This window comes from Fructobacillus americanaquae, assembly GCF_024029775.1.
Classification (GTDB): Bacteria; Bacillota; Bacilli; order Lactobacillales; family Lactobacillaceae; genus Fructobacillus; species Fructobacillus americanaquae.
The window spans coordinates 463120-487500 of sequence record NZ_CP097122.1 but is presented as its reverse complement, the minus strand read 5'-3'; the positions used below and the strand labels follow the sequence as shown (position 1 = coordinate 487500).

Here is a 24381-nt window from a genome sequence, read left to right as displayed (position 1 = left end):
ATGGCTGGCGGTTATCGTCAAGTGACGGAGCAAAAAAAGAGCTAAAAAAAAAGAATCGCTTAGCGATTCTTTTTTAGTAACTATTAGAAGCGAGATTGGTGAGCGGCAACTGATTTTCGAATTGCAGCACGGGAAACCTCTTCATAGTTTTCTTGTTCTTGTTCCTGTGGTTCTTGGACTAATTTTTTGTAGCCAAAGCCAGCTGAAAGAACGGCTAGGACTGAACCAAGTACGCCTGTTGCCAATCCGAGTTTAAAATCTTTTTTCATCCTCAATCTCCTTTCTATCTTTTCTTAATATTATCGTTGAAATAAAAGACTTTGTAAATCCCTATTTGTAAAATGGAGGTGGAATATGGCAATCCCAGTAATTGTAATTGCAGGCCCGACTGCTTCTGGTAAATCAGATTTGGCAATCCGGCTAGCTAAAAAATATCACGGTAATATTATTTCGGCTGATTCTTTGCAGGTATACCAAGAACTCAATATTGGTACAGCCAAAACACCGGTTCAAGAACGTGGGGGGATTCCTCATTATTTGCTTGATGTGGTCGATCAAGCTGCTGATTTTTCAGTGGCTGATTTCATATCATTAGCAGATCAGGCAATTTTAGAAACGGTTAAATCAGGACGAGTCCCAATTGTGGTTGGGGGAACTGGTTTTTATGTCAAAGCACTGCTAGGTTTTCAGTCATTGGACTTTGCTCAATCTGATGAAGAAGAAGTTCGAGCAGATCAGGAAAAGCCTTTAGAGGAACTGCAAATTAAATTGAGGCAAGTGGCTGACGAAAAGTTATTGGCTCGAGTTGATCTACAAAATAAAGAGCGGGTCATTCGCGCAATCCAAATCGCGTGTCACGGTCAAGTTAAGCGCCCCAAACGCCCAGACTATACCCCCCTTATTTTGGCCTTAGATTGGCCAAGAGAGGTCTTATATGACCGTATTAATCAGCGCGTTCAGCTGATGATGGATCAAGGACTTGAAAGAGAAGCCAAAGGGCTCTATGACCGTGGTGGATTGAGTTTGCAGGCCGGCCGTGGTATCGGTTATGCTGAACTTTATCCTTTTTTTGAGGGACAGCAGAGTCTTTTAGAAGCTGTCGCAACTATCCAACAAAATTCTCGGCGCTATGCCAAACGACAATTAACCTATTGGCGTCATCAAATTCCGGGGTTACAATGGATTGATGGTCAAAACGCATGGGAAATTGCTGATCAGCAAGTTGCTAATTTTTTGAAAGAATATAAGCAGTAAAAAGGGGTGACTAATGGATTTTGTACAAGCTTTAATAGATTTAAAAGATGGAAAAATTGATCATTTTGATGTTGATCCCGAAACCTTTCCGGCGTTTCAAAAAGCCTGGTCTGCTTTTCCTTATCAAAACACAGTGAAGGGAATCGCCCAAAGATCAGGAAAAGTGACGTATATTCAGACAAAATAGACTGTTGTAGCGATTAAAATATGCTACAATAATATTTAAGTAAACTATATTAAAAATGGCCGGGCTCGCTTTTTTCGGGTGTCGACTTTAATTGAGAGGCAAAATCGTGGCATTATCATTTGGACAACATAACGTTGGTATTGACTTAGGAACGACAAATACTTATGTATACGTCGAAGGAAAGGGAATCGTTTTACGTGAACCTTCAGTTGTTGCACGTAACACTGAAACGCAAGAAGTGATTGCCGTCGGCTCTGAAGCCCTCGACATGCTTGGCCGGACGCCTGCAAGTATCGCAGCTATTCGTCCAATGCGCGATGGCGTGATTGCTGATTATGACACGACCGTTGCCATGATTTCTTATTACTTGACGAAGGCACTCGGAGGTCGCGTTGGTAAGCCATACGTGACACTTGGAGTACCTGCTCGGATTACGGCAGTTGAACGTCGTGCAGTCATTGATGCTGCCCGTGTCGCTGGTGCGCGTGACGCTTATGTCATCGAAGAGCCATTTGCGGCTGCAATTGGTGCTGGCTTACCAGTGATGGAACCAACAGGTTCAATGGTTGTTGATCTTGGTGGTGGGACCACGGATGTTGCAACAATTTCACTTGGTGGTATTGTTGCGGCTCGTTCAACTCGTTTTGCGGGTGACAAGCTCAACGAAGCAATTTCATCATTTGTCCGCAATAATAACAATTTGGCAATTGGTGAAGCAACTGCAGAACGTTTGAAGATTGAAGTTGGGACTGTTTCTTTGGAAGATGCCAAAATGATGGAACCAACAAAGGCTCGTGGCCGCGACTTGTTGACTGGATTGCCAAAAACCATTGAAGTTTCGGCTTATGACGTGGCCACTGCAATCCAAGATCCAATTAACGAAGTAGTTAATTCAATTCGGGAAACTTTGGAATCAACACAGCCTGAAATTTCTGCCGATGTGATTGACCATGGAATGGTCTTAACCGGTGGTGGGGCACAGTTACGCGGTTTGTCAACCTTGATTGAAGAAGTGACGAAGGTTCCCGTCATTGTGGCGGAAGATCCTTTGGATGCTGTTGTCAAGGGTGTTGGTGAGTCATTGAAGTCTTTGGACGTTTTGCAACGAAACTAATAAGACAGGTCAGGTAAACTGCCAAAAAGCGTAGCGCTTGCGCTGCGCTTTTCTTTTCTAGGCAGTTGGTGTGAAAAGGATTATTCCATGCGTAAGTTATTTTCATCCAAAACGGCTGTAATCTTAATGATTTCAGTCATGGTTATTGTTGGCTTGATTACCGGATCAAATTGGTGGGCCAGTAAAACCAATACGCCACCTTTTTTTCAGCGCGCAGTTAATGATATCACTGGTGGTGTTTCACGCCTGATTGCCGTGCCAACCAATGCCATTGGGACACGGGCTAATTCAATTTCAAATTTGATGTCAACATTTGACGAAAATCAAAAATTGAAGGCTAAGTTAGACGGGTACGCGCAAAACCAGGTTAAGATGCAAACCTTGGAAGAGGAAAATAAGTCGTTGAAGAAGCAGCTTGGCTTGAAAGCCACGTTGACGGATTATGAAACAATTTCTGCCGTGACGATTGCTCGCTCGCCGACTACTTGGCAATCACAGCTTGTGATTAATAAGGGGGCCAAATCAGGATTGAAAAAGGGCATGCCTGTCCTTGGTGATTCTGGCTTGATCGGTCGTATTTCAGAAGTGAATACGGTCAATTCGAAGGTGACGCTGATTTCTGATACGAGCGAGGATACAAATCGCTTTGCAATCACTGTTAACGGTAGTCAAGGCGATGTCAATGGTATTATTACTGACTATGATGCGGACCAGAAGTTACTCATTATGGGGCAAGTCACTGAGAGTCAGACGATTAACCCTGGTGATAAGGTTGTGACTTCAGGATTAGGTGGATCAATGCCGTCTGGGATTCTAATCGGGAAGGTGGCAAAGGTCACGACCGATGATTACGGTCTATCACGTAAGATTTATATTCAATCGAGCTCTGATTTGAGCAGTTTGAGTACTGTTTTAGTGGCCAAAACAAAGGTAGGGTCATAATATGGCAGGTTGGCAATTTATTCGATTTCGGATTGTGTATCCGCTAATTTTACTTCTTCTGTTTTTCATTGATGGAAATATTATGTCTTCGTTTGGCACTTTTCTACTCCATCCACCGTTTCATATCATTCCAACGCTCACGTTGATTTGGTTTTTCTATGCCATTCAATTTGAGGCCACAACCTTTGTGCCTTATTATTTCTATGTAGTCGTGTTTGGCTTACTTTTTGATGTTTATTACACGGGCATTATTGGTACTTATACGGTTGCCTTTTTAGCCGCCACGATTTTGATGGATAAGTTGCATCCTTATTTTGATGAACGCTTAATGTCTGGGATGCTCCTGCTATTAGTTGGCCTATTGGCTTATCTTGTGGTAACTTATTTTGCCGGGTCAATGATTAACATTGCCAATTTGTCACCCTTTGCATTTATCATTCAAGATGTTTTGCCAACGGCGACTTTGAACTTAGTCCTAGCAGCTTTAGGTTATTATCCGACCTGGTCTTTGTATCAAAGATTAATTTAAACTTGCTTTTTTTACCGGGCCAGGGTTATAATGACTTCAATTAAAACGTTGACTAGACGAGTAACTAACAAATTCTTTTCAGGAAGCTTACGGCAATTGAGAGTAAGCAAGAATTGTTGGTGAACCACACCTAGGAGTGTGCTATTGAACCTTAAGTAGGTAGCATCGGTTGTGTCCGTTATCGCACTGGTTGTTAGGAAACTAACACCACGAGGTTTCTTTAGTAATAGAGAAACAACGATGAGGTGGGACCGCGTCTATTCGCCCTCTAAGTGCTGTGCACTTAGGGGGTTTTTTATTTCCCATCGTTTTAATAGTTTAATAGTGAAAGTGGGGAAATCCTGATGAAATATTTTTTTGAAATACTACCAAGCATTGCCACTGGCTTGCAAATGACCCTGGGGGTCTTCTTTATTACGATTGTTGGGTCAATTCCATTGGGAATTTTAGTTTCCTTGGCAATGCGGTCACCATACTTTAGCGTGCGTTGGTTGGTGAATGGCTATATTTGGCTGATGCGGGGAACGCCTCTTTTATTGCAGCTGATTTTTATTTATTATGGTTTGGCTATGGTCGGCATTTCCTTCTCACGGTTTGATGCCGCGGCCTTTGCCTTTATTATTAACTATGCAGCTTACCTGGCAGAAATTTTTCGTGGCGGCCTTCAAGCTATCCCACAGGGTCAATTCGATGCCGCTCAAGTCTTGGGCTTGAATAAGGTTCAAACTTTTTTCAAGATTATCTTGCCACAAGTGATTAAAATTGTTGTGCCATCATTTGGAAATGAGGTTGTTAACCTAGTTAAGGATACCTCTTTGATTTATGTGATTGGACTGGGTGATATCTTGCGAGCCGGTTCAATTGCAGCCAGTCGGGACGTTTCATTAGTACCATACTTAATTGTCGGCTTGATGTACTTGGCCATGGTAGCAGTCGTTACGGTTGCCCTACGCCGTAGTGAGAAGCGTTTGAGTGCTTGGAGGTAAGACCATGATTGCGATTAAAAATTTGACAAAAGCCTATGGCGATAATGTGATTTTTAAAGATTTATCACTGAAGATGGATGATGGTGAAATCCTGGTAGTAGTGGGACCCTCTGGTTCCGGTAAAACAACTTTTATTAAGACCCTAACCGGTTTAGAGGATGCTAGTGCTGGTGAAATTGATTTGAATGGCCAGACCTATCAAGTTGGCGATCCCGCTTTAGCAGCCCAGATTGGTCTGATTTTTCAGGACTTTAATTTATTCCCACATTTGACGGTTAAGAAGAATTTAACTTTGGCACCAATGACGGTTAAGAAGATGTCCGAGCAGCAAGCAAATGAAAGGGCTAATGAGTTGCTTTCAACTTTGGGTTTGACTGAGCAAGCGGACTTATATCCTTACCAGCTGTCTGGTGGTCAAAAGCAGCGGGTAGGGATTGCTCGGGCACTTGCGATGGATCCACAAATTATTGCTTACGATGAACCAACCTCAGGTTTGGATGAAAAAACCACGGAACAGGTAAGCCAAGTATTGCTGGCCTTGAAAAAGGCTGGTGTTACCCAATTAGTCGTGACTCACGATCTGCCGTTTGCTGATAAGGTGGCGGATACAGTCTTTGACTTTGAAAAGGAGGTCCAACGCTAATGATTACGATGAAAAAGAAAGTCATTGTTAATACAGCTGTGATTGTGGTCTTTCTTGCCGTAGTGGCTGGTTGTGCTGCCTTTCTTTCTAAACCAAAGACAGATAATGATGCTAATACCAAGGATAATTGGACCAAGATTCAACAGGAAAAAGTGATTACGATTGGTTTGGATGATACCTTTGTTCCAATGGGTTTCCGGGATTCTTCTGGCAAGTTAGAAGGATTTGATATTGACTTAGCCGATAAGGTTTTTTCTGATTTGGGCATCAAGGTTAATTGGCAACCAATTGACTGGTCCATGAAGGAAACCGAGTTAAACACTGGAAACATCGATGCTATTTGGAACGGTTATACCAAGACACCTGCCCGGGCAAAGCAGGTAGCTTTTTCACAGGTTTACCACAAGGTAGCTCTTTCTGTTGTTGTTAAGAAGGGTCAGGGTATTAATAAGTTCGCCGATATGTCCGGTAAAATCTTGGGTGTTCAAACCGGGTCTTCTGGTGAGTCGTCATTGAACGATCAGCCAAAGGTCTTGAAGCAGTACATTAAGGGGCAAAAGCCAATTGAGTATGATACCTTTGACAAGGCCTTTACTGATTTAAATGCTAACCGAATTGATGGTTTGTTAGTTGATGAGGACTATGCCCGCTATTACATTAAACACCAAGCCAACCCAGCAGATTATGAGATCTTAAAGGGTGGCTTCCCAGAGACAGAAGATGTTGTTGGATTCCGTAAGGGCGATGTTGAACTCAAGGCAGCGGTTAATCGGGAATTGACGAAGTTAACCAAGAATGGTTTTGTTTCTGCTTTGGAAAATAAGTGGTTTGCGCAAAATTAATTGAGAAAGTATTAAAAACGCCTACGGGCGTTTTTTCTTTGGGTAAAACCGAGTAAGATAGTTATATGATAAAAAAGACGATTGTGGCGCCTGGCGTCAAGCTGGTTTACCAGCCAACAAGGCAATTTAAAACAATTCATGTCAACGTGACCTTTGCGACTAAGGCTAAGAAAACCATTGCAACTAAACGGGCACTCTTGTCCTATTTGATGGCAGTCTCTTCAAAAGGTTTTCCAGACCAGCGAGCGGTATCTTTGGCGATGATTGATGCCTTTGGTGCCAACTTTCAGACAAAGGTGGCCACACTCGGTGATTTGGATTTGCTAACGGTTTCGATTCAGTTTATCAAGCCAGGATTGTTACCAAATTCAAAGCAGCTTTTAGATCAAGTTTTAAATTTTTTGCAAGCCATGCTCTTTGATTTTGACTGGCAAAGTCCTCAGGCGCAGGCAACTTTTGACCAAGAACGGCAGAATTTGAAGCAAGCTATTTTAAGTCGTCAAGACGATAAGGTGGCCTTTGCTTTGGACCAGGCGCGTGAACTGACCTTTGCGGATGCTGCTGTGCAAGAATCAATCTTAGGGTCGCTTGAGGAATTGGACCAATTGACTTTAGAGGGTGTTCAACAGCAGCAGCGAGAACTTTTAGCTGAAAATCAAGTCGTGATTTCGGTTGTCGGCGACTTAGAATTTAACCAATTGACAGAAAAATTATCTGCTTGGCCTTGGACAGACTTCGGTCGTGAGGAAAAGGGTTCTATTGACCAAAATGATTCAGCGCAGATTCCTGAATTGTTAGTTGCTGGTCAAAAAAAACTTGTGAAAAAAGCAGATTGGCAACAGGCTGTTTTGGTGCAAAATTATCAGGTGGAAGGTCTGTCTTTACAAGACAATGGTTCACGCTATTATGCCACTTTGGTATTGAACACCATCTTTGGTGCTAGTCCAGCTAGTTTGCTTTTTACTGAGGTTCGCGAAAAAAATAGTTTAGCTTATAATATTTTGTCACGTTTTCAGCCGGACTTGGCCGTCTTGACCGTGGTGGCTGGTTTTGATTTTGACCAAGTTGACCTGGTTGAAGACCTGATTCAGGTTCAACTGCAGAAACTGACCGCTGGCCAAATTACAGCAGAAATGCTTGACAATGCCAAGCAAAGCTTGAAAAATGAGTACTTAATCCACCAAGATTCCCAGGCTTACCTAGCGGAGCGTCAAGTTGGTCGATTCTTGCGTCATGCCGAAGCGGGCATTACTGATTTTCTAACCAAAATTGACCAGGTATCGGTAGCTGACGTGCAGGATCTTGCTCAGAATTTAATCTTGCAAAGTCGCTTTGTTCAAGCCCCTGGGGGAAAGAGGGAATCTTTTGGAAATGATTGATTATGAAGAACGGCCAATCGTTTTTCAAACGACAGAGGGGTTGACGGTTAACCTGATTAAAAAGTCTGGTTATCACCAATTTTTGGCCGCCTTAACTGCTCGTTTTGGTTCGTTAACGACGGCAATGCGCTTTGCCGATGACCAGCAAATCACAATTCCAGCCGGTACTGCACACTTTTTAGAACATAAAATCTTTGATAAAAAAGATGGTGATGCTTTAATTCGCTTTACGGAGTTGGGGGCTGACGCCAATGCCTTTACCGGTCCAAACCAAACAACATATTATTTTACGGCCACTAGTCACATCTTAGAAAATTTGGCTTGGCTAATGAATTTTGTGCAAGAGCCTTATTTTACGGAAGAAAAAGTTGTGCGTGAGCGGGGGATTATTGAAGAAGAAATTAAACTTTATCAGGATGATCCTGCTTGGCAGTTGTACCAGGGAATTATCGGACTACTGTACCCAAAATCAGCGTTAAGTCAAGATATTGCAGGAACAAAGGACAGTTTGCAAGCAATCACTCCTGATTTGCTCTATCAAATACATGCTGGCTTTTACCAACCAAAAAACTTAGTGTTGACCGTTGTTGGCGATTTTGATACCAATGAATTAATGGCCTTTATTAAAGGTCAACAAGGTCACATCAATAGTCAGGCAGAAACTGTCTCTGTACCAAAAGAAGAGTTGGCAGAACAGGCAGCCTTTGCACTGGAAAAGAAGCAAGGCTTATCGCTGGCAAAGGGGGCCTATGGTCTTCGCTTACCAAATCGTCCTGCGGATATTTCAGGAATTGACCGTGTTAAAGAAATTTTATTAGGTGAACTCGCCTTGGACTTGGTATTTGGTGATCAGACAGTGTGGTTTCAAGATGCTTATGAAAAGGGAATTTTCGGTGATGATTTTGATTATGAGTACAGTAATTTTGGTCCCTACCAATATTTAACGTTCTTTGCAGATGGTGAAAATCAAGACCAGGTTCAAGAATATTTGCTGAAACGTCTAGCAGAAGCGCCCACAATTTTAGCTGAAAGCCAGACTGATTTTACCCGGCTAAAAAAAGCTTTGGCTGGGCAAACTTTGACTAGTCAAAATCGTCCAGACCGCCTTGGTTTAGACGAGGATTTGGCCTTGTATGGGGTATCGCTATTTGATAAAATGAACTTAGTAGAACGTTTTTGCTTAGATGATGTTGTCCAGTGCGGCAAACGGCTTTTTGAAGGTGGTCGTTTGACTCGCTTAGTATTAGAAAAGTAAGAGAAAAAATGGCTGAATATTTAGCAAGCGAAGTTAGTCAACAGTTACGAGAAGCACGATTGGAAAAAGGTTATACAATCGACCAGTTGGCCGAGATGACCAAAATTCAACCTCGCTTCTTACAAGCAATTGAAGATGGTGACCAGGATGTTTTACCTGGTCAATTTTATGCTCGGGCATTTGCTAAGCAATTTGCAGCAGCTGTTGGTTTAAACCCGGATGATCTTTTTGATGAAGTTGAATTTGATCCACAGGTAATTAGTGATTTATCCCATGCACACCGTGATGAAGATGGCGTCGTTCGAGCTGGGGTTAATAATTCAGAGGCCTTTAAGTCACGTTTCCGTGGCTTTATTCCAAGAATTTGGCTTGCAATTATCGTTGTTGCCGTTTTGTTGGTTGCTTGGTTTGTGGTTACACGGGCCAGTTCAGGTTCCAATTCGTCTAACGGTGGTAACCAAGTTGAGGTTGCATCGTCATCGGTACCACAGTCATCATCGTCAGCAATGGTATCCTCTTCAAGTGCGAACAGTGGCATTAACCTCGGGACTGCAACCACCAATACCGCCCAGTTGACGACCACCTATACTGTAGGTGGGCAACTGGCTAATACGCATACTATTGTAGCCAAAGGTCAAAATGGTGGTTCGATGTTTAAGGTAACTGACGGAACCGGTAAGGTCTTATACAACGCTTGGTTGAATCAAACTGATGAAAAAAGTGTTGAAGTGCCAGCCAATACGGCTATTGTCAATATTCAAGTTTCACAAGTGAGCCACGTGAACTTAACGATTAACAACCAACACATTGATTTGCCAAACTTGCCAACCAATCCAGCTCCAACAACCTGGAACGTTGTCTTGAATTTGAATAAGTGAGAACAAAATGAACCTACCAAATAAACTAACGGTCTTTCGAATCATCTTGATTCCAGTTTTCATGTTCCTTTTGATTTACTCAAAGGGTTCAACAATTTTGAATGCTGAGATAGGCCTGACCCTTTCATGGGTCTTGGCAGCAATCGTCTTTGCTGTGGCTTGCATTACTGATTTCTTAGATGGGCAAATTGCTCGTCGTAAGCACTTGGTTACGAATTTCGGTAAATTCTTTGATCCGTTAGCTGATAAACTTCTGGTTATGACTGCTTTGATTTACCTGACTGCTTTTCATCAAGTTCCTGCCTGGATTACTGCAGTTATTGTTATCCGGGAACTAGCGGTCACTGGTCTACGGACTCTAGTTGTTGAAAATAACGGAACGGTCATGGCTGCTGCCTGGCCTGGCAAGATTAAAACATTTTCCCAGATGTTTGCTATTTTCTTCCTTTACTTGAAGGATTGGCCATTCGCCCTTGTTGGCTTCCCAATCGGGCAAGTGCTCTTGTATATTGCCGTTTGCTTTACAATCTATTCAGGAATTGAATATTTCTGGAAAAGCCGCTCGGTTTTTGCAGACGGATTATAAGCGCTATAAGCGCTTTTTTCGTCCAATAAAATAGAGACAAAAACAACGCGAACAAATGTTCGCAAAACCCTTGCATTTTGTTGAAAAAGTCCGTACACTGTTGATAGACATTGAAGGAGTATCAAGCATGGTTGCAAAAAAGACAAGCGATGATAACAAGAAGGATGGCCGTCAGGCTGCCTTAAATGAAGCTTTAAAGAAAATTGAAAAAAACTTTGGAAAAGGTTCGATCATGACGTTGGGCGATAATGCCTTAACGCAGGTAGAGACCTCACCTTCTGGGTCCGTCAAATTGGATGTTGCCTTAGGAGTTGGGGGCTACCCAAAGGGACGAATTATTGAAGTTTATGGGCCTGAATCATCAGGTAAGACGACGATTGCTTTGCATGCAGTAGCTGAAATTCAAAAAAATGGTGGCACTGCTGCCTATATTGATGCCGAAAACGCTTTGGACGTAAAGTATGCTGAAGCTTTAGGTGTTAAAAAGGATGAGTTGCTGTTGTCACAGCCAGATACTGGTGAACAAGGATTGGAAATTGCTGATGCCTTGGTTCAATCTGGCGCCGTCGACATGGTCGTGGTCGATTCCGTTGCTGCCCTGGTTCCCCGTGTAGAAATTGAAGGTGAGATGGGGGATGCCCACGTTGGTTTGCAGGCACGGTTGATGTCGCAAGCCTTACGAAAGCTAGCTGGAACGTTGAACCGGACGGGAACAATTGCTATCTTTATTAACCAAATCCGTGAAAAAGTTGGCGTAATGTTTGGAAACCCCGAAACAACGCCAGGTGGCCGAGCTTTGAAGTTCTACTCAACGATTCGATTAGAGGTTCGTCGGTCAACTCAAATTAAAGACGGTTCCGATGTTACTGGTAACTTGACCAAGGTCAAGGTCGTGAAAAATAAGGTTGCGCCACCCTTTAAGGTTGCTGAAGTCGATATCATGTATGGAAAGGGAATCTCACAAACCGGTGAAATTCTTGATTTGGCTGTTGATCAAGATATTATTGATAAGGCTGGTGCATGGTATGCCTATAATGGGGAACGAATTGGCCAAGGTCGCGAAAAGGCCAAGGAATATTTGGATGACCCTGAGCACGTTGCTCTGAAGGAAGATATCTACACACAAGTGCGGAATGCTTATGGCATTGGCGATGAACCAGCTGTTGCTGCTGGCCCTGATGAAAGTGATAGCAAAAGTGCAGAAAATCACGATAACGACGGGCTTACTGACGAACCAATTATTTAGAAATAGTAATAATAAATTAATATTAAAAAGCGTTGTAGAACGCTTTTTTTTGTTATAATGTGTTTGTTCTTAACTGAAGTGAATGATTTATTTTCACACAAATTATTTAAATTAGTTTGGAATGGACACTTGTTGTTGTAGGATAATCTTTTGCACCCAGTTGGGAGAAGAGGAATCATGCAAAGATCGCATCGCGGGTCATGGATAGTGGCCTCTGTCGTCGTTGTACTTGCCATCATCTTGGGAATTGCCTATCAAAACCGAGACAAGCAAGCCAACACCGCACCCATTACTGCAGTTGGTTCAACTGCACTGCAACCATTGGTTGAAGCCGCTGGGGAGGACTATCAACGTTCTCACCCTGGTGTCTCCATTACCGTTCAAGGTGGCGGAAGTGGTACGGGTCTGTCGCAAATAGCGCAAGGGGCTGTTTCCCTCGGGAATTCAGATCTCTTCGCTGAAGAAAAGAAGGGGATTGATACAAAGAATTTAGTTGATCATCGAGTCGCAATCGTTGGAATTGCGCCAATCATTAATAAGCAAGCTGGTGTCACAAATCTGACACTAGCACAGTTAACCGATATCTTTACCGGTAAAATTAAAAATTGGAGTGAACTGGGCGGAAAGAACATGCCAATCGTGCTTGTTAACCGTGCCGCTGGTTCCGGAACTCGGGCCGCTTTTGAAAAGTGGGCCATGGGTGGCAAAAAGAGTGCCTCGGCACAAGAACAAGATTCATCAGGAATGGTCTTGTCAATTGTTAAGAGCACTCCGGGAGCTATCTCTTACGTTGCCTTTGCTTATAAGTCAAACGATGTTGTTCGGGCAAGTATCAATGGTGTCGCACCTACCGATACCAATGTTGAAGATGGGGCTTACCCAATCTGGTCATATGAACACATTTACACGCATGGCAAGCCAACTGGTGAAGTTGCTAAGTTCTTGGATTTCTTTAATTCAGATTTTGTACAGAAAACGTACGTGCCAAAGTTGGGTTACATTTCAAACTCAAATATGAAGATTGAACGTGACCTGCATGGTAACATTACCGCTAAGCAGAAGGGGTAAGGCAGACAATGGATCTTATTACCGAAAAAATTAAAAAAACTTCGTTGTCAACCAAGCAAGATCGATTTGGAAAGTTTATTTCGGCTCTTGCCTTAATTCTAATCACTGCGGTGGTTGTCTTAATTTTCGGCTTTGTAATCACTCGGGGGTTAGCCACCTTTACGACCAATAAAGTTTCAGTTAGTAAGTTTCTCTTTGGAACGAATTGGAATCCGAGTGTTGTTGACCCTAAGACGGGTCAGCCAGGAATAGGCGCATTACCGCTTATTACTGGTTCCCTGGCGGTAACAATTCTGGCCGCTATTATTGCGACACCATTTGCGATTGGAACAGCGGTCTTTATGACTGAAATTGCCAAGAAACGTGGTTCGCGCATTATGCAACCAGTCATCGAATTGTTGGTTGGAATTCCTTCCGTTGTTTATGGTGTTATTGGTTTGACTGTTGTGGTCCCAGCCGTCCGCTCAATTTTTGGGGGAACGGGTCTTGGAATCTTGTCTGGAACGATTGTCTTGTTTGTCATGATTTTACCAACCATTACATCAATGACGGTCGATTCTTTAAAGGGTGTGCCTCGTTATTATCGTGAGTCAGCCTTGGCAATTGGAGCGACACGTTGGCAGATGATTTACAAGGTGATTTTGCGAGCAGCAACGCCAGGAATCTTGACAGCAATTGTTTTCGGAATGGCGCGTGCCTTCGGTGAAGCTTTGGCTGTTCAAATGGTAATCGGAAATGCGGCTAAGATGCCGGGTTCTCTGGTGTCACCAGCAGCAACCTTGACCTCCGTTTTGACGATGGGAATTGGAAACACAGTCATGGGCACGTTGCAAAACAACGTCTTGTGGTCATTAGCAATGATCTTACTTCTGATGTCTCTCGTCTTTAACCTCTTGATTCGCTGGATTGGTCGAAAAGGAGAACTGAAGTAATGAACGCAAAAACTGCTGATAAAATTGCTACAACCGTGATTTATGCAATCGCTGGTTCAGTAGCGTTGGTGCTAGCAGCAATGCTGGCCTTTATCTTGGTTCGAGGATTGCCTCATTTGTCATGGCACTTCTTAACTGCACAAGCTCGGTCATTCGAAGCTGGTGGAGGAATTGGCATTCAATTGTTCAATTCCTTCTACCTCTTGATTTTGGCCATGCTGATTTCATTCCCAATCGCTCTTGGGGCGGCTATTTACTTGAATGAATATGCCAAGCCAACGATTTGGACATCGATGGTTCGTACCGCAATTGAAGTGATGTCATCATTGCCGTCTGTTGTTGTTGGTTTGTTTGGTTTTTTGATCTTCGTTGTGAAGTTGAAGCTTGGTTTTTCCATTATTTCTGGAGCAATCGCATTGACATTCTTTAATTTGCCAATCCTGACTCGCTCTATTGAAACGTCTTTGAGTCAGATTCCAAATCTGCAACGTGAAGCTGGGGCGGCTTTAGGTCTTTCACGATTTGAAACAGTCATTCACATTATCTTGCCAGCAGCTGTACCATCGATTGTGACTGGGGTTGTTATTTCTGCGGGACGTGTCTTTGGTGAAGCTGCGGCATTGATCTTTACAGCTGGTCAATCAGCACCTTCATTGGACTTTGGTGACTGGAACCCATTCAACTTGGCATCACCATTGTCACCATTCCGACCAGCCGAAACTTTAGCCGTGCACATTTGGAAAATCAATTCGGAAGGAATTATGCCGGATTTGTCACTTGTGTCAGCGGGAGCATCAGCGGTTTTGATTATCGTGGTATTGCTCTTTAACTTTAGTGCACGTCGCTTGGGAACACTTCTTTATAAGAAGTTGACAAAATCGTGAGGTTAGCATGACAGATAAGAGTCAAGAATTAAAGCCAGTATCAGATTTTATTCCTGAAAAGGCACCAGAACGCTATATTATTCCAATGGAGGATAATAAGCATGAAATTGCCCTTTCAACTGAAAACTTGCAAGTAAGGTATGGCGATAACCTTTCTCTAAGTGAAGGGGATTTGCGTTTTGAACGTTACAAGATTACCTCTTTGATTGGAGCATCTGGATCAGGGAAGTCAACCCTTTTGCGTTCGTTGAACCGAATGAACGATGGGGTGGCCAATGTTACCGGTCATATTTGGTACCGTGGATTGGACATCAACTCAAAAGATATTGATGTTTACGAAATGCGTCGTCACATTGGAATGGTTTTTCAACGACCAAATCCTTTTGCTAAGTCAATTTATGATAATATTACTTTCCCATTGACTCGTCGCGGTAAGTACACCAAGGCTCAGCTCGATGAGATTGTGGAAACAACGCTAAAGCAAGCTGCTCTGTGGGACCAAGTTAAAGATGAATTGAATAAATCAGCGCTTTCATTGTCAGGTGGACAAGCCCAACGATTGGTGATTGCCCGTGCCTTGGCTCTAAAGCCTGATATCTTATTGCTCGATGAGCCATCATCAGCCTTAGATCCAATTTCTTCAGCTAAGTTTGAAGATACTTTGTTGGAGTTGAAGAAAAACTACACGATTATTATCGTTACGCACAACATGCAGCAAGCAGCCCGGATTTCTGACTACACGGCCTTTATACACCAAGGTAAGGTAATTGAATATGATTTGACTCGTAAAATCTTTACCCGTCCTAAGGTGGAATTGACCAACGATTATATTTCAGGTAATTTTGGATGACAAAACAAAGCGAAACAATCTTACAAACTCGTAACGTCAAGCTCTGGTATGGAAACAAGGAAGCCCTACATGGGATTGATTTGGATTTTGCCAACAAAGGTGTGACTGCCTTGATTGGACCTTCTGGATCAGGTAAAACGACTTACTTGCGAGCCTTAAACCGGATGCATGATTTGGAAGAAAACGTCACTGTGACGGGTTCTTTCAACCTTCTTGGGAAGGATATCTATGCGCCAACAACGGATACCGTTGATTTGCGTAAGCGCGTTGGAATGGTTTTCCAACAGCCAAATCCGTTTCCATTCTCTATCTACGATAACGTGGCCTTTGGCTTACGTTTAGCTGGAGTGAAGGATAAGAAGACTTTGGACCAGGCAGTAGAGGAGTCATTGAAGGCAGCCTCTATCTGGGATGAAGTTAAGGATGAATTGAATAAATCAGCACTTGGACTTTCGGGTGGACAACAACAACGTGTTTCAATTGCTCGTGTTTTGGCCACAAAGCCAGATGTGTTGTTGCTTGATGAACCAACATCGGCTTTGGATCCTGTTTCTTCACACAACATTGAAGAAACCTTGTTGTCACTCCGTGACCAATATGCCATGATTATTGTGACTCATTCCTTATCACAAGCTTCACGAATTTCTGATAAGACGGCTTTCTTCCTTAGTGGAAACTTGGTCGAATATGGGGACACTCGTAAGATTTTCTTGGAGCCCGAGAAAAAGGAAACTGCCGATTATATTTCTGGTCGCTTTGGATAAAAGGTGACTGGATGATTGGTTGGTGAAGCCCATCGTTCAGGCTGTTCAAAAAATATCTTTGCTTTTAAAATGCCCTACTGTTATTAGAGAGAAACAGGTTACATGAAAGGAATTTGTCATGCGTCGATTATTTGATGAAGAATTAGCTGATTTGGATACTTCTTTTACGGAAATGGGTGAACAGGTTGCCAAGACCATTCAGGAATCTGTTCAGTCCTTTATTAAGCACGATCGCGATGGTGCCCACAAGATCATTGATCATGATTACAAGATTAACGAACGGGAAGCCGCTTTGGAAAAGAAGTCATTTGAAATGATTGCTTTGTACCAACCGGTGACCACTGATTTGCGTGAAATCGTAACGATTTTAAAGGCTGTTTCTGTTTTGGAGCGAATGGGTGATCAGGCACGAAACATTGCTACGTCAACTATCCGCGTTAAGGGAACGAAGCACATGAAGGCTGTTGAAAAGCAGTTGGGTGAAATGGGTGAATTGGTTGCTTCAATGGTTTCAGAAGTCATGGGCTACTACGTGAAGAACGATGCCTTGGGTGCTGAAAATATCGCGACTAAGAACCACCAATTGTCGAATGCAGCGGCTCAGATTCGAACTGATTCCGTCAATGGCATGAAGGAAGACTCTGAATTGGTTGATTCAGCAGCGGACTATTTGGTCATTGCCGGCTACATCAAGCGAATTGGTGATTATACGACTGACATCGCTGAATGGATTGTTTATAAGCGTACGGGTAAGATTATTGAATTGAACCCAGGTTATAACTACTTTATTTAATTTGATAGAAAAAGGGACCCTTTGGGTTCCTTTTTTTGTGGTAGGAAACTTTGTTATAATAGGGGTAGGAAATAAATTTATTAAAGGAGGGCCTATGCGTTTTATCATGCAAGCGGCGATTAACATGGCTGTCTTTTTGGCCTGTGCATTGCTGTTCCCAAGTGGTTTTGTTTTGGCGAACATGACGACCGCTTTTGTGGCAGCAGTGCTACTCGCCTTATTGAATCGCTTGATCAAGCCCATCTTGGTCTTTGTTTCACTACCATTAGTCATCATTTCGTTAGGATTCTTTTTATTAATTATTAATACAGTGCTGCTAGAATTAACAGCGCATATTATTCATGGTTTTGCCTTTGCCTCTTTTGGTTGGGCAATGCTGGTTGCAATATTGTTGACCTTAGCTAATTTCTTATTCATGGGTCAAACGAAGATTTCGGTGCGGAGGTAAAAAATGGCGCAAGCAACCGTAACAGTTAAAGATTTAGTTGATAACACACGCTTAACAATTGTAGCAGGTCATGATTATTTAAATCGAGTGATTACTACTGCAGATATTTCTAGGCCAGGCTTGGAAATGACGGGGTACTTTACTTACTATGCTCCTGAACGGGTGCAGTTGTTGGGTATCACTGAAACTTCTTTTTCAAATCGAATGAGCCATGACGAATTATTGATGGTTTATCGAAAAATGGCCTCTAAACAGACGCCAGCCTTTGTGGTTTCGACTGATTTGCCAATTGCGGATGAATTGAAGCAAGCAGCAGAAGAAGCTCAGATTCCAATTTTAAATACGCGATTGACTTCATCACAAATTTTATCAAACATGACTTACTACCTAGGGGGCGAGTTAGCGCCACGGCAGTCTGTCCATGGCGTTTTGATTGATGTCCACGGATTAGGGGTTTTGATTACTGGTGATGCTGGAATTGGAAAAACTGAATCCGCTTTGGAATTGATTCAACAGGGGAAAGCGCGATTGGTTGCTGATGACCGTGTTGATATTCACCAAGAAGATGAACAGCGCTTGATTGGACAACCATCAGAAGTTTTACGGAACTTGATGGAAGTTCGCGGTGTTGGTATTATTGATGTTCAACAAGTCTACGGTGCGGTTTCGGTCCGTTCCCATGCTTCAATTATGCTTAATATTCACTTATCAAACGGTAAAATTGGCGAAGAGAATTTTGATCGGTTAGGAAATGAGGCTGATACCTTAGATATTCTAGGAGTCAATATTAAAAAGATGGTTGTACCGGTTACACCAGGGCGAAATACTGCTTCCGTTATTGATGCAGCGGCTGTTAAGTTCCGGACGCAGAACATGGGCTATGATGCCTTAGAGACACTTGAAAAGCGGATGAATGCCGCAATGCAAGTTAATGAAAAAGAAGACGAAGAGGCAAAAAAGCATGACTAAAGTCGCTGTTTTAGGCGCTGGTTCCTGGGGGACCGCCCTCGCCAATACAATGGCGAAAAACAACGTAGTTGTTAATATCTGGTCACACCGTGTGGACCAGGTTGATGAAATTAACCAACGTCACCAAAATGACCATTATTTACCTGGCGCAACTTTGTCAGAGAAGTTATTAGCGGTTGCTGATATGCAAGTCGCTGTGGCGGATGCAGATGTTGTTTTAATGGTGGTACCAACGAAGGCGATTCGCTCTGTTGGTTCCCAATTAGCAGAGGTTTTACAAAATTTGGATCAGCAAGTAATTTTGGCTCATGCGACCAAGGGCTTGGAACAGGGGACGCACCTACGGATTTCGCAAATGATTGAGGAAGTTGTTCCGAGTGAGAATTATTCATCTCTAGCTGTTATTTCTGGCCCGTCACATGCTGAAGATGTGATTAAGGGTGATTTGACTGCAGTTTCTATTGGTGGGACTGACGAAGCTGCTACGGCGGTTTTACAGAAAACATTAGCCAGTGAGAATTTTCGGCCTTATACTAACCATGATTTATTGGGATCAGAGTTAGGTGGAGCATTAAAAAATATTATTGCTTTGGGTTCTGGAATGCTCGTTGGTTTAGGCTATGGCGTCAATGCTCAGGCAGCCCTTCTAACACGTGGCTTGGTTGAAATGCGTAGCGTTGGTCAAAAAATGGGGGCTAAGCCGGAGACTTTTCTGGGCTTAGCCGGAATTGGTGATTTAATTGTGACGGGAATGTCACCCAATTCACGCAATTACCGTGCTGGCTTTGCCATGGGCCATGGTCAGTCGTTAAATCAGGTCCAAGAAGAGATGGGCATGGTCATTGAAGGGGTAAATACTGTTAAGGCGGTTTATGAGTACCAACAGACCCATCAACTCGATTTGCCCATTACGACCGCTTTGTATCAGGTCTTATACGAAGAGGCTCAAATTGAAGACCAAATTAAATTACTGATGACTCGTCCATTAAAAGCTGAAGATTGACCATATATTTGTTATAATAGCAGTGGAATACTTCGGCGCCTTTGACGTCATTAATGAAAGTAGGAAAGTATGAAACCTGTACGTAAAGCCATTATCCCGGCCGCTGGTTTGGGAACTCGTTTCTTGCCAGCCACAAAGGCTTTGGCTAAGGAAATGCTACCAATTGTTGACACACCAACGATTGAATATATTGTTCGTGAAGCCATTGCTTCTGGAATCGAAGATATTGTTGTCGTCGATGGAAAGTCCAAGCGTTCAATCGAAGATCACTTTGATTCAAACCCAGAATTGGAAAACAATTTGCGCGAAAAGAACAAGTTGGAATTATTGAAGGTTGTCGAAGAAACAACCGATATCAACATGTACTTCATTCGTCAATCACATCCAAAGGGCTTGGGTGATGCCATTTTAACAGCCAAGGACTTCATTGGTGATGAACCATTCGTTGTTCTTTTGGGTGACGATTTGATGCAAGATGAAGTGCCATTGACGAAGCAGTTGATTGACCGCTATCATGAAACTGGCGAATCAACTTTGGCAGTTTTGGAAGTGCCCCATGATCAAGTATCCGAATACGGTGTTATTGATCCTGCCGCAAAGGTAAAAGAAGACGGCCTATACCGGGTTAAGTCATTCGTTGAAAAGCCTCAGCCTGAAGATGCCCCTTCTGATTTGGCAATCATTGGTCGCTACTTGTTGACGCCTGAAATTTTTGAAGAATTAGAAAAAACAAAGCCTGGTAAGGGTGGCGAAATTCAATTGACGGATGCCATTGATTCATTAAATAATCGTCAGCATGTTTACGCCCATGAATTCAAGGGTGACCGTTATGATATTGGTTCTAAGATTGGTTTTTTGGAAACTAATATTGAATTTGGCTTGAAGCATCCACAAACAAAGGATCAGCTCCGCGCTTATATTAAAGAACTTGCAGCTAAGTTGTAAAATTTAGCAAAAACAAAAGAGGTGGTATACCTCTTTTTTATTGGTTAAAATTAGACAAAAGAACCGATTCAAGGTACAATAGACGTCATAATAAAAAAGGAGGTTCCGTTTCTCATGACAGAAGTCAAGCAATATGATGTCATCATCATTGGTGCTGGCCCAGCCGGAATGACTGCCGCTACTTATGCCTCACGGGCGGACTTAAAGACTGTAATGCTTGACCAGGGGATTTATGGTGGGCAGATGAATAATACTGCTGAAGTTGAAAATTATCCTGGTTATAACAGTATTATGGGTCCTGATTTGGCCGAAAAAATGTATGCTTCGTCAACACAGTTTGGCGCCGAATACTCATTTGGTATGATTACTGGTGTGGAAATTTTAGCTAAAAATGAAAAATTGGTCCATACTGATATGGGCGATTTTCAAGCACCAGCTTTGATTGTTGCGACTGGATCCGAACACATTCACTTGGGTGTTGACGGCGAGGAAGAATACCAAGGCAAAGGTGTCTCATACTGTGCTGTCTGCGATGGTGCCTTCTTTAAGGGTGAAAGTGTTGCCGTTGTCGGTGGTGGTGATTCCGCTGTCGAGGAAGGACTGTACTTGGCCAATGTGGTTAAGGATGTCACGGTTTATGTTCGCGATAGTAAGTTAAAGGCACAGCCAATCTTGCAGCAACGAGCAAAGAAACAGGAAAACATGCACTTTGTTTGGAATACTGAAGTCACAGCCATTGAAGGCGATAGTGAGGCTGTTTCGCAGCTGAAGCTTCATAACAATCAGACTGGTGAGGACCGGGTTGTTGACCAAAGTGGAATCTTCATCTACGTTGGCCTCAAGCCAAATACTCAGGTATTTGAAAATTTGGGGATTACTGATGACCGCGGTTGGATTAAGACGGATGACAAGATGGCAACCGCCGTTCCAGGAATCTTTGCCGCTGGAGACGTTCGTGCTAAGGACTTGCGCCAAATCACGACTGCTGTTGGCGATGGTGGTTTGGCTGGCCAAGAAGCCTATCAATATGTTGCTGAATTAAAATCAGAGGCATAAAATAAATGATGTTGAGAAGTCTGCTACAGAAATGTAGTGGACTTTTTTGTTGAGCGCTTTAATGGACAACAACCAACGAGCCATTAACGTGGTATATGGAGTTAGAAATGGGCGTATAGCTTTTTTACTTGTGTGAGAGAAAAAGTGGGTTGAAGGGTTCTTAAAAGCTTAAATAGAAGTAATGGTGACTTTCAGCTGTCGTCAATAGCAAATAGAAGATACAAAAAAGCCTCAACTACTATTTGGTAGTTGAGGCTCTTGAATGATGAATTAATCCTTGACGATTTCACAGAATTCCAATGTTACACCATCTGGGGTGCGAACATTAAAGAACTTGATACCGTTATCCCAGAAGGGAAGATGTTGTACTTCTGAATCAATCAAATCTAATCCCTGTTCCTTTGCTGCTACAAAGGCTGCATCAGCATTAGAAGTGTTCATTGAGATGTGGTTGATTGAACCGGGCTTGCCGGTTCCTTCATCAGACAACCACGTTTCAATAACGAGGTGACCGTACTTAAAGAATTTAACTGGGCCACCTTCCTTAAAGTCACCGGTCTTTTCAAAACCGATGCCTGTCCAGAACTTTTCAGCGCGGTCCAAGTCGGTTGTTGGAATTCCAACGTGTTGAATATCGTCAAAATAATCAGTAAAGGCCATCATATAACCCGTCCTTTCAATTGGGGGAGACTATCTTAGTCGATAGCGATTCCCTGGTGCTTTAACTTGCTAAAGATACGTGTGTCTGCCCATCCAGTGATACTTCCCTGGAAAAGGAAGGCGAAGATAGTTCCAATTCCATAGTTGGTAAAATCAGGAACCATAATCAAGGCGATAACACCAATAATGGTAGGTGGGATATAAGAAACCCACATGGCAATACCGGCATTACCCTTGAAATATTTGAATCGAAGAACCTGCATCAAATCATCAGCAGGGTGCAAAACGATGTTGGTCCGCTGATAAATTGAGATGGCAATCGCAATTAAGGAAACACCGAAGAAGTTTAAGAAAATATAGAAGGCAATCATTGGCCAACTATGTGCTTCTGGCAAGAGCTTTGAAAAGGCACTTGCAAAGACAGAGATCAAGGCCGAGAAAGGAACCATGAAAGCTAAGTTTCCAAGGAAGCGCTTGATATCAATGCGGTGCTCCAAAACCATGTTCAAAACAGCGATTAACATACCGACCACAAAGAACACGATGGATAGTGTTGCACTATTACCATGCAATGAGTGGTTTAATCCATTTTGAGCAGCTGTCCAATAGGCAGAACCCAAAATTGACGGATGAATTTTTTGACTGGTAACAATTGTTAGCACGTTACCCATTGAGTTAATTACCAATGAGAAGGCAAAGTAACTGAGGGCAGCGGTCCAAGAAATTGTCCGCTTTGCATTATTCATAAAATTTAGGCCTCTTCACCACCGATTTTAACAACGGCCTTAGAAACAACGCCTAAGCGACCGTTAACAAAATCGTCAACTTGGTTGTAATCCAATTCGTGTGACAACAATGGCTTAACGTTCAACTTACCAGATGAAAGCAATGCCAATGAATCTTCGAATGCGTTAGGGTTAATGAATGAACCTTGGATAGTCAATTCCTTTTGGAAGACTTCGTAAGTGTTCATTTCGAACTTAGCGTCAGGTCCACCAACACCGAACATCAAAACTTGACCGCCACGAGCAGCTGATTCGATGGCTGATTCTTGTGTTTGTGGCATACCAACGGCTTCGATAACAACGTCATATTCTCCAGCAGGGATCTTGTCGCCGTTCTTAGTGTTGTATGTGTTCTTAACGTTGAACAAATCCTTGTTCATCTTCAACTTTTCATCAACGATTCCGGCCAGGTCAACTTGGTGGATACCGTATGCTTGCAAGATTTGCACGAACAATTCGCCCATGAACCCGTCTCCAATAACCAAAGCCTTTTGGTATGGTGATGGCTTCAACAACTTCATGCCGTGGATGGCACATGAAATTGGTTCAACAATCGCTGCTGATTTCAAGTCAACGTTGTCAGGGATTGGGTAAACAACTGATGCAGGGGCTGCGAAGTATTCTTCGAAACCACCATCACGAGTTACACCAATCGCTGACAAGTTTTCGCACAATTCAGGACGGCCAGTGTGGCAGAACTTACATTGTCCACAGTAAATGTTAGGGTCAACTGAAACGCGGTCGCCAACCTTAACGTTGGTAACAGCAGAACCGATTTCCTTAACAACACCTGAGTTTTCGTGTCCCAAAACGATTGGTGGGACAGCATCGGCTGATCCTGGTTCACCAGCATACAAAGCATGATCAGTTCCACAGATACCAGCAAAGGCAGTGTGAATCAAAACTTCATCTGGCTTCAAGACAGGCTTTTCGATGTCCTTCAATTCCAACTTCTTCTTATCAGTTAATACTAAGGCTTCCATGTTCTGTTATCCTCCAATGAGTAATTCCTTGTAACAACTTACACATACATAATAATATTTGCACAAAGTTTTGTCAAGTGAAAAAAGAAACTTTTTAAAACCTTGATAAAAGTGCTTTTAAAAGGAAATTAATTACTATAAAAAGTGAGCAAATAGAGCGTTTTTCAGTCGGCCGCCTGGTGTTTTGTTCTGCCACTTTTCGCCGTCATTGTAGTACATTTTGGTTGAAAAATTTATGCTCATTTGGCATAAGTTTTGTTATAAAGAGTTGTTATAATAGAAAAAGTGGATGATTTAGCGAGCGAATGCTTAACAATTAGTCTGATTGCACCTTGATTTTTCTAGATTTTTTACGCTTTGTAAGCAGACTTAACAGGGGAAATAGCGTATGATAGACGTA

General features: G+C 42.7%; 29 protein-coding genes and 1 other annotated feature (1 of these 30 only partly in view). Of the genes, 25 read left to right on the top strand and 4 right to left on the bottom strand.

The annotated features are described in order from the left end of the window. Positions 1 to 45, top strand: partial view of a rhodanese-like domain-containing protein gene (locus M3M36_RS02225; RefSeq protein WP_252774234.1) — the final stretch only. Its footprint begins 357 nt before the window's first position; only the last 45 of its 402 coding nucleotides appear in the window; its start codon lies beyond the left edge, outside the window; it ends in the stop codon at positions 43 to 45. A gap of 38 nt (positions 46 to 83) precedes the next feature. Here M3M36_RS02225 and M3M36_RS02220 read toward each other — a convergent pair whose 3' ends face one another. Next, positions 84 to 269, bottom strand: coding sequence for a DUF3042 family protein (locus M3M36_RS02220; RefSeq protein WP_252774233.1), 186 nt, complete (start codon positions 267 to 269; stop codon positions 84 to 86). A gap of 85 nt (positions 270 to 354) precedes the next feature. Here M3M36_RS02220 and miaA point away from each other — a divergent pair, with 85 nt between their 5' ends. The 24 genes from miaA to trxB all read left to right on the top strand — a co-directional run bounded on the left by miaA (position 355) and on the right by trxB (position 21553). Then, positions 355 to 1254, top strand: a complete 900-nt coding sequence (miaA, locus tag M3M36_RS02215) for a tRNA (adenosine(37)-N6)-dimethylallyltransferase MiaA (RefSeq protein ID WP_252774232.1) — start codon at positions 355 to 357, stop codon at positions 1252 to 1254. Positions 1255 to 1267: 13 nt separating this feature from the next. Beyond that, complete coding sequence (locus tag M3M36_RS02210; protein ID WP_252774231.1) at positions 1268 to 1441, top strand: hypothetical protein; 174 nt, start codon at positions 1268 to 1270, stop codon at positions 1439 to 1441. Positions 1442 to 1547: 106 nt separating this feature from the next. Beyond that, positions 1548 to 2555, top strand: a complete 1008-nt coding sequence (locus M3M36_RS02205; protein WP_252774230.1) for a rod shape-determining protein — start codon at positions 1548 to 1550, stop codon at positions 2553 to 2555. An 87-nt stretch (positions 2556 to 2642) separates the two neighbouring features. After that, positions 2643 to 3497 carry a rod shape-determining protein MreC gene (mreC, locus tag M3M36_RS02200; protein ID WP_252774229.1) on the top strand — a complete coding sequence of 285 codons (855 nt, stop codon included), beginning with the start codon at positions 2643 to 2645 and terminating at the stop codon, positions 3495 to 3497. Position 3498: 1 nt separating this feature from the next. Continuing rightward, entirely contained in the window at positions 3499 to 4026 is a 528-nt protein-coding gene (mreD, locus tag M3M36_RS02195) for a rod shape-determining protein MreD (RefSeq protein ID WP_252774228.1), read from the top strand. Positions 4027 to 4065: 39 nt separating this feature from the next. Beyond that, positions 4066 to 4298: a binding site (T-box leader), on the top strand. Positions 4299 to 4370: 72 nt separating this feature from the next. After that, positions 4371 to 5012 carry an amino acid ABC transporter permease gene (locus M3M36_RS02190; protein ID WP_252774227.1) on the top strand — a complete coding sequence of 214 codons (642 nt, stop codon included), beginning with the start codon at positions 4371 to 4373 and terminating at the stop codon, positions 5010 to 5012. Positions 5013 to 5016: 4 nt separating this feature from the next. Next, on the top strand, positions 5017 to 5655 hold the full coding sequence (locus M3M36_RS02185) for an amino acid ABC transporter ATP-binding protein (protein WP_252774226.1): 639 nt from the start codon (positions 5017 to 5019) through the stop codon (positions 5653 to 5655). Beyond that, positions 5655 to 6497 (top strand): amino acid ABC transporter substrate-binding protein, encoded by an 843-nt coding sequence (locus M3M36_RS02180; protein ID WP_252774225.1) that lies wholly within the window; start codon positions 5655 to 5657, stop codon positions 6495 to 6497. Before M3M36_RS02185 ends, M3M36_RS02180 begins: the two co-directional genes overlap by 1 nt. Positions 6498 to 6562: 65 nt before the next feature. Then, entirely contained in the window at positions 6563 to 7876 is a 1314-nt protein-coding gene (locus M3M36_RS02175; RefSeq protein WP_252774224.1) for a M16 family metallopeptidase, read from the top strand. Further along, entirely contained in the window at positions 7869 to 9131 is a 1263-nt protein-coding gene (yfmH, locus tag M3M36_RS02170) for an EF-P 5-aminopentanol modification-associated protein YfmH (protein ID WP_252774223.1), read from the top strand. Before M3M36_RS02175 ends, yfmH begins: the two co-directional genes overlap by 8 nt. Positions 9132 to 9139: 8 nt before the next feature. Beyond that, positions 9140 to 10009, top strand: coding sequence for a helix-turn-helix domain-containing protein (locus tag M3M36_RS02165; protein WP_252774222.1), 870 nt, complete (start codon positions 9140 to 9142; stop codon positions 10007 to 10009). 7 nt (positions 10010 to 10016) lie between these two features. Further along, on the top strand, positions 10017 to 10595 hold the full coding sequence (pgsA, locus tag M3M36_RS02160) for a CDP-diacylglycerol--glycerol-3-phosphate 3-phosphatidyltransferase (protein ID WP_252774221.1): 579 nt from the start codon (positions 10017 to 10019) through the stop codon (positions 10593 to 10595). Between the two features lie 127 nt (positions 10596 to 10722). Then, positions 10723 to 11841 (top strand): recombinase RecA, encoded by a 1119-nt coding sequence (gene recA, locus M3M36_RS02155; protein WP_252774220.1) that lies wholly within the window; start codon positions 10723 to 10725, stop codon positions 11839 to 11841. A gap of 177 nt (positions 11842 to 12018) precedes the next feature. Next, positions 12019 to 12909, top strand: coding sequence for a phosphate ABC transporter substrate-binding protein PstS family protein (locus M3M36_RS02150; RefSeq protein WP_252774219.1), 891 nt, complete (start codon positions 12019 to 12021; stop codon positions 12907 to 12909). 8 nt (positions 12910 to 12917) lie between these two features. Continuing rightward, positions 12918 to 13841, top strand: coding sequence for a phosphate ABC transporter permease subunit PstC (pstC, locus tag M3M36_RS02145; RefSeq protein ID WP_252774218.1), 924 nt, complete (start codon positions 12918 to 12920; stop codon positions 13839 to 13841). Next, on the top strand, positions 13841 to 14725 hold the full coding sequence (pstA, locus tag M3M36_RS02140) for a phosphate ABC transporter permease PstA (protein ID WP_252774217.1): 885 nt from the start codon (positions 13841 to 13843) through the stop codon (positions 14723 to 14725). The genes pstC and pstA overlap by 1 nt, the downstream gene beginning before the upstream one ends. A gap of 85 nt (positions 14726 to 14810) precedes the next feature. Beyond that, entirely contained in the window at positions 14811 to 15575 is a 765-nt protein-coding gene (pstB, locus tag M3M36_RS02135; protein ID WP_420842371.1) for a phosphate ABC transporter ATP-binding protein PstB, read from the top strand. Next, entirely contained in the window at positions 15572 to 16339 is a 768-nt protein-coding gene (gene pstB / locus M3M36_RS02130; RefSeq protein WP_252774215.1) for a phosphate ABC transporter ATP-binding protein PstB, read from the top strand. The genes pstB (M3M36_RS02135) and pstB (M3M36_RS02130) overlap by 4 nt, the downstream gene beginning before the upstream one ends. 118 nt (positions 16340 to 16457) lie before the next feature. Next, complete coding sequence (gene phoU, locus M3M36_RS02125; RefSeq protein WP_047974873.1) at positions 16458 to 17132, top strand: phosphate signaling complex protein PhoU; 675 nt, start codon at positions 16458 to 16460, stop codon at positions 17130 to 17132. Between the two features lie 94 nt (positions 17133 to 17226). Continuing rightward, entirely contained in the window at positions 17227 to 17580 is a 354-nt protein-coding gene (locus M3M36_RS02120) for a phage holin family protein (protein WP_252774214.1), read from the top strand. 3 nt (positions 17581 to 17583) lie between these two features. Continuing rightward, complete coding sequence (hprK, locus tag M3M36_RS02115) at positions 17584 to 18549, top strand: HPr(Ser) kinase/phosphatase (protein WP_252774213.1); 966 nt, start codon at positions 17584 to 17586, stop codon at positions 18547 to 18549. Further along, positions 18542 to 19552: an NAD(P)H-dependent glycerol-3-phosphate dehydrogenase gene (locus M3M36_RS02110; RefSeq protein ID WP_252774212.1), complete on the top strand. Its 1011-nt coding sequence runs from the start codon at positions 18542 to 18544 to the stop codon at positions 19550 to 19552. Before hprK ends, M3M36_RS02110 begins: the two co-directional genes overlap by 8 nt. Before the next feature lie 69 nt (positions 19553 to 19621). After that, a complete protein-coding gene (gene galU, locus M3M36_RS02105; protein WP_252774211.1) occupies positions 19622 to 20497 on the top strand; it encodes a UTP--glucose-1-phosphate uridylyltransferase GalU in 876 nt (291 codons plus the stop codon). Positions 20498 to 20611: 114 nt separating this feature from the next. Then, complete coding sequence (gene trxB / locus M3M36_RS02100; protein ID WP_252774210.1) at positions 20612 to 21553, top strand: thioredoxin-disulfide reductase; 942 nt, start codon at positions 20612 to 20614, stop codon at positions 21551 to 21553. 270 nt (positions 21554 to 21823) lie between these two features. On the opposite strand, the gene M3M36_RS02095 is transcribed toward trxB, so the two are convergent. Genes M3M36_RS02095 through M3M36_RS02085 form a run of 3 tightly spaced genes read right to left on the bottom strand, consistent with a single transcriptional unit; the run spans position 21824 to position 23981 of the window. Then, on the bottom strand, positions 21824 to 22213 hold the full coding sequence (locus M3M36_RS02095; protein ID WP_252774409.1) for a VOC family protein: 390 nt from the start codon (positions 22211 to 22213) through the stop codon (positions 21824 to 21826). Between the two features lie 35 nt (positions 22214 to 22248). Further along, a complete protein-coding gene (locus M3M36_RS02090) occupies positions 22249 to 22959 on the bottom strand; it encodes a DUF6198 family protein (protein ID WP_252774209.1) in 711 nt (236 codons plus the stop codon). Between the two features lie 5 nt (positions 22960 to 22964). Beyond that, positions 22965 to 23981 (bottom strand): zinc-dependent alcohol dehydrogenase family protein, encoded by a 1017-nt coding sequence (locus M3M36_RS02085; protein WP_252774208.1) that lies wholly within the window; start codon positions 23979 to 23981, stop codon positions 22965 to 22967. Positions 23982 to 24381: the final 400 nt, after the last annotated feature.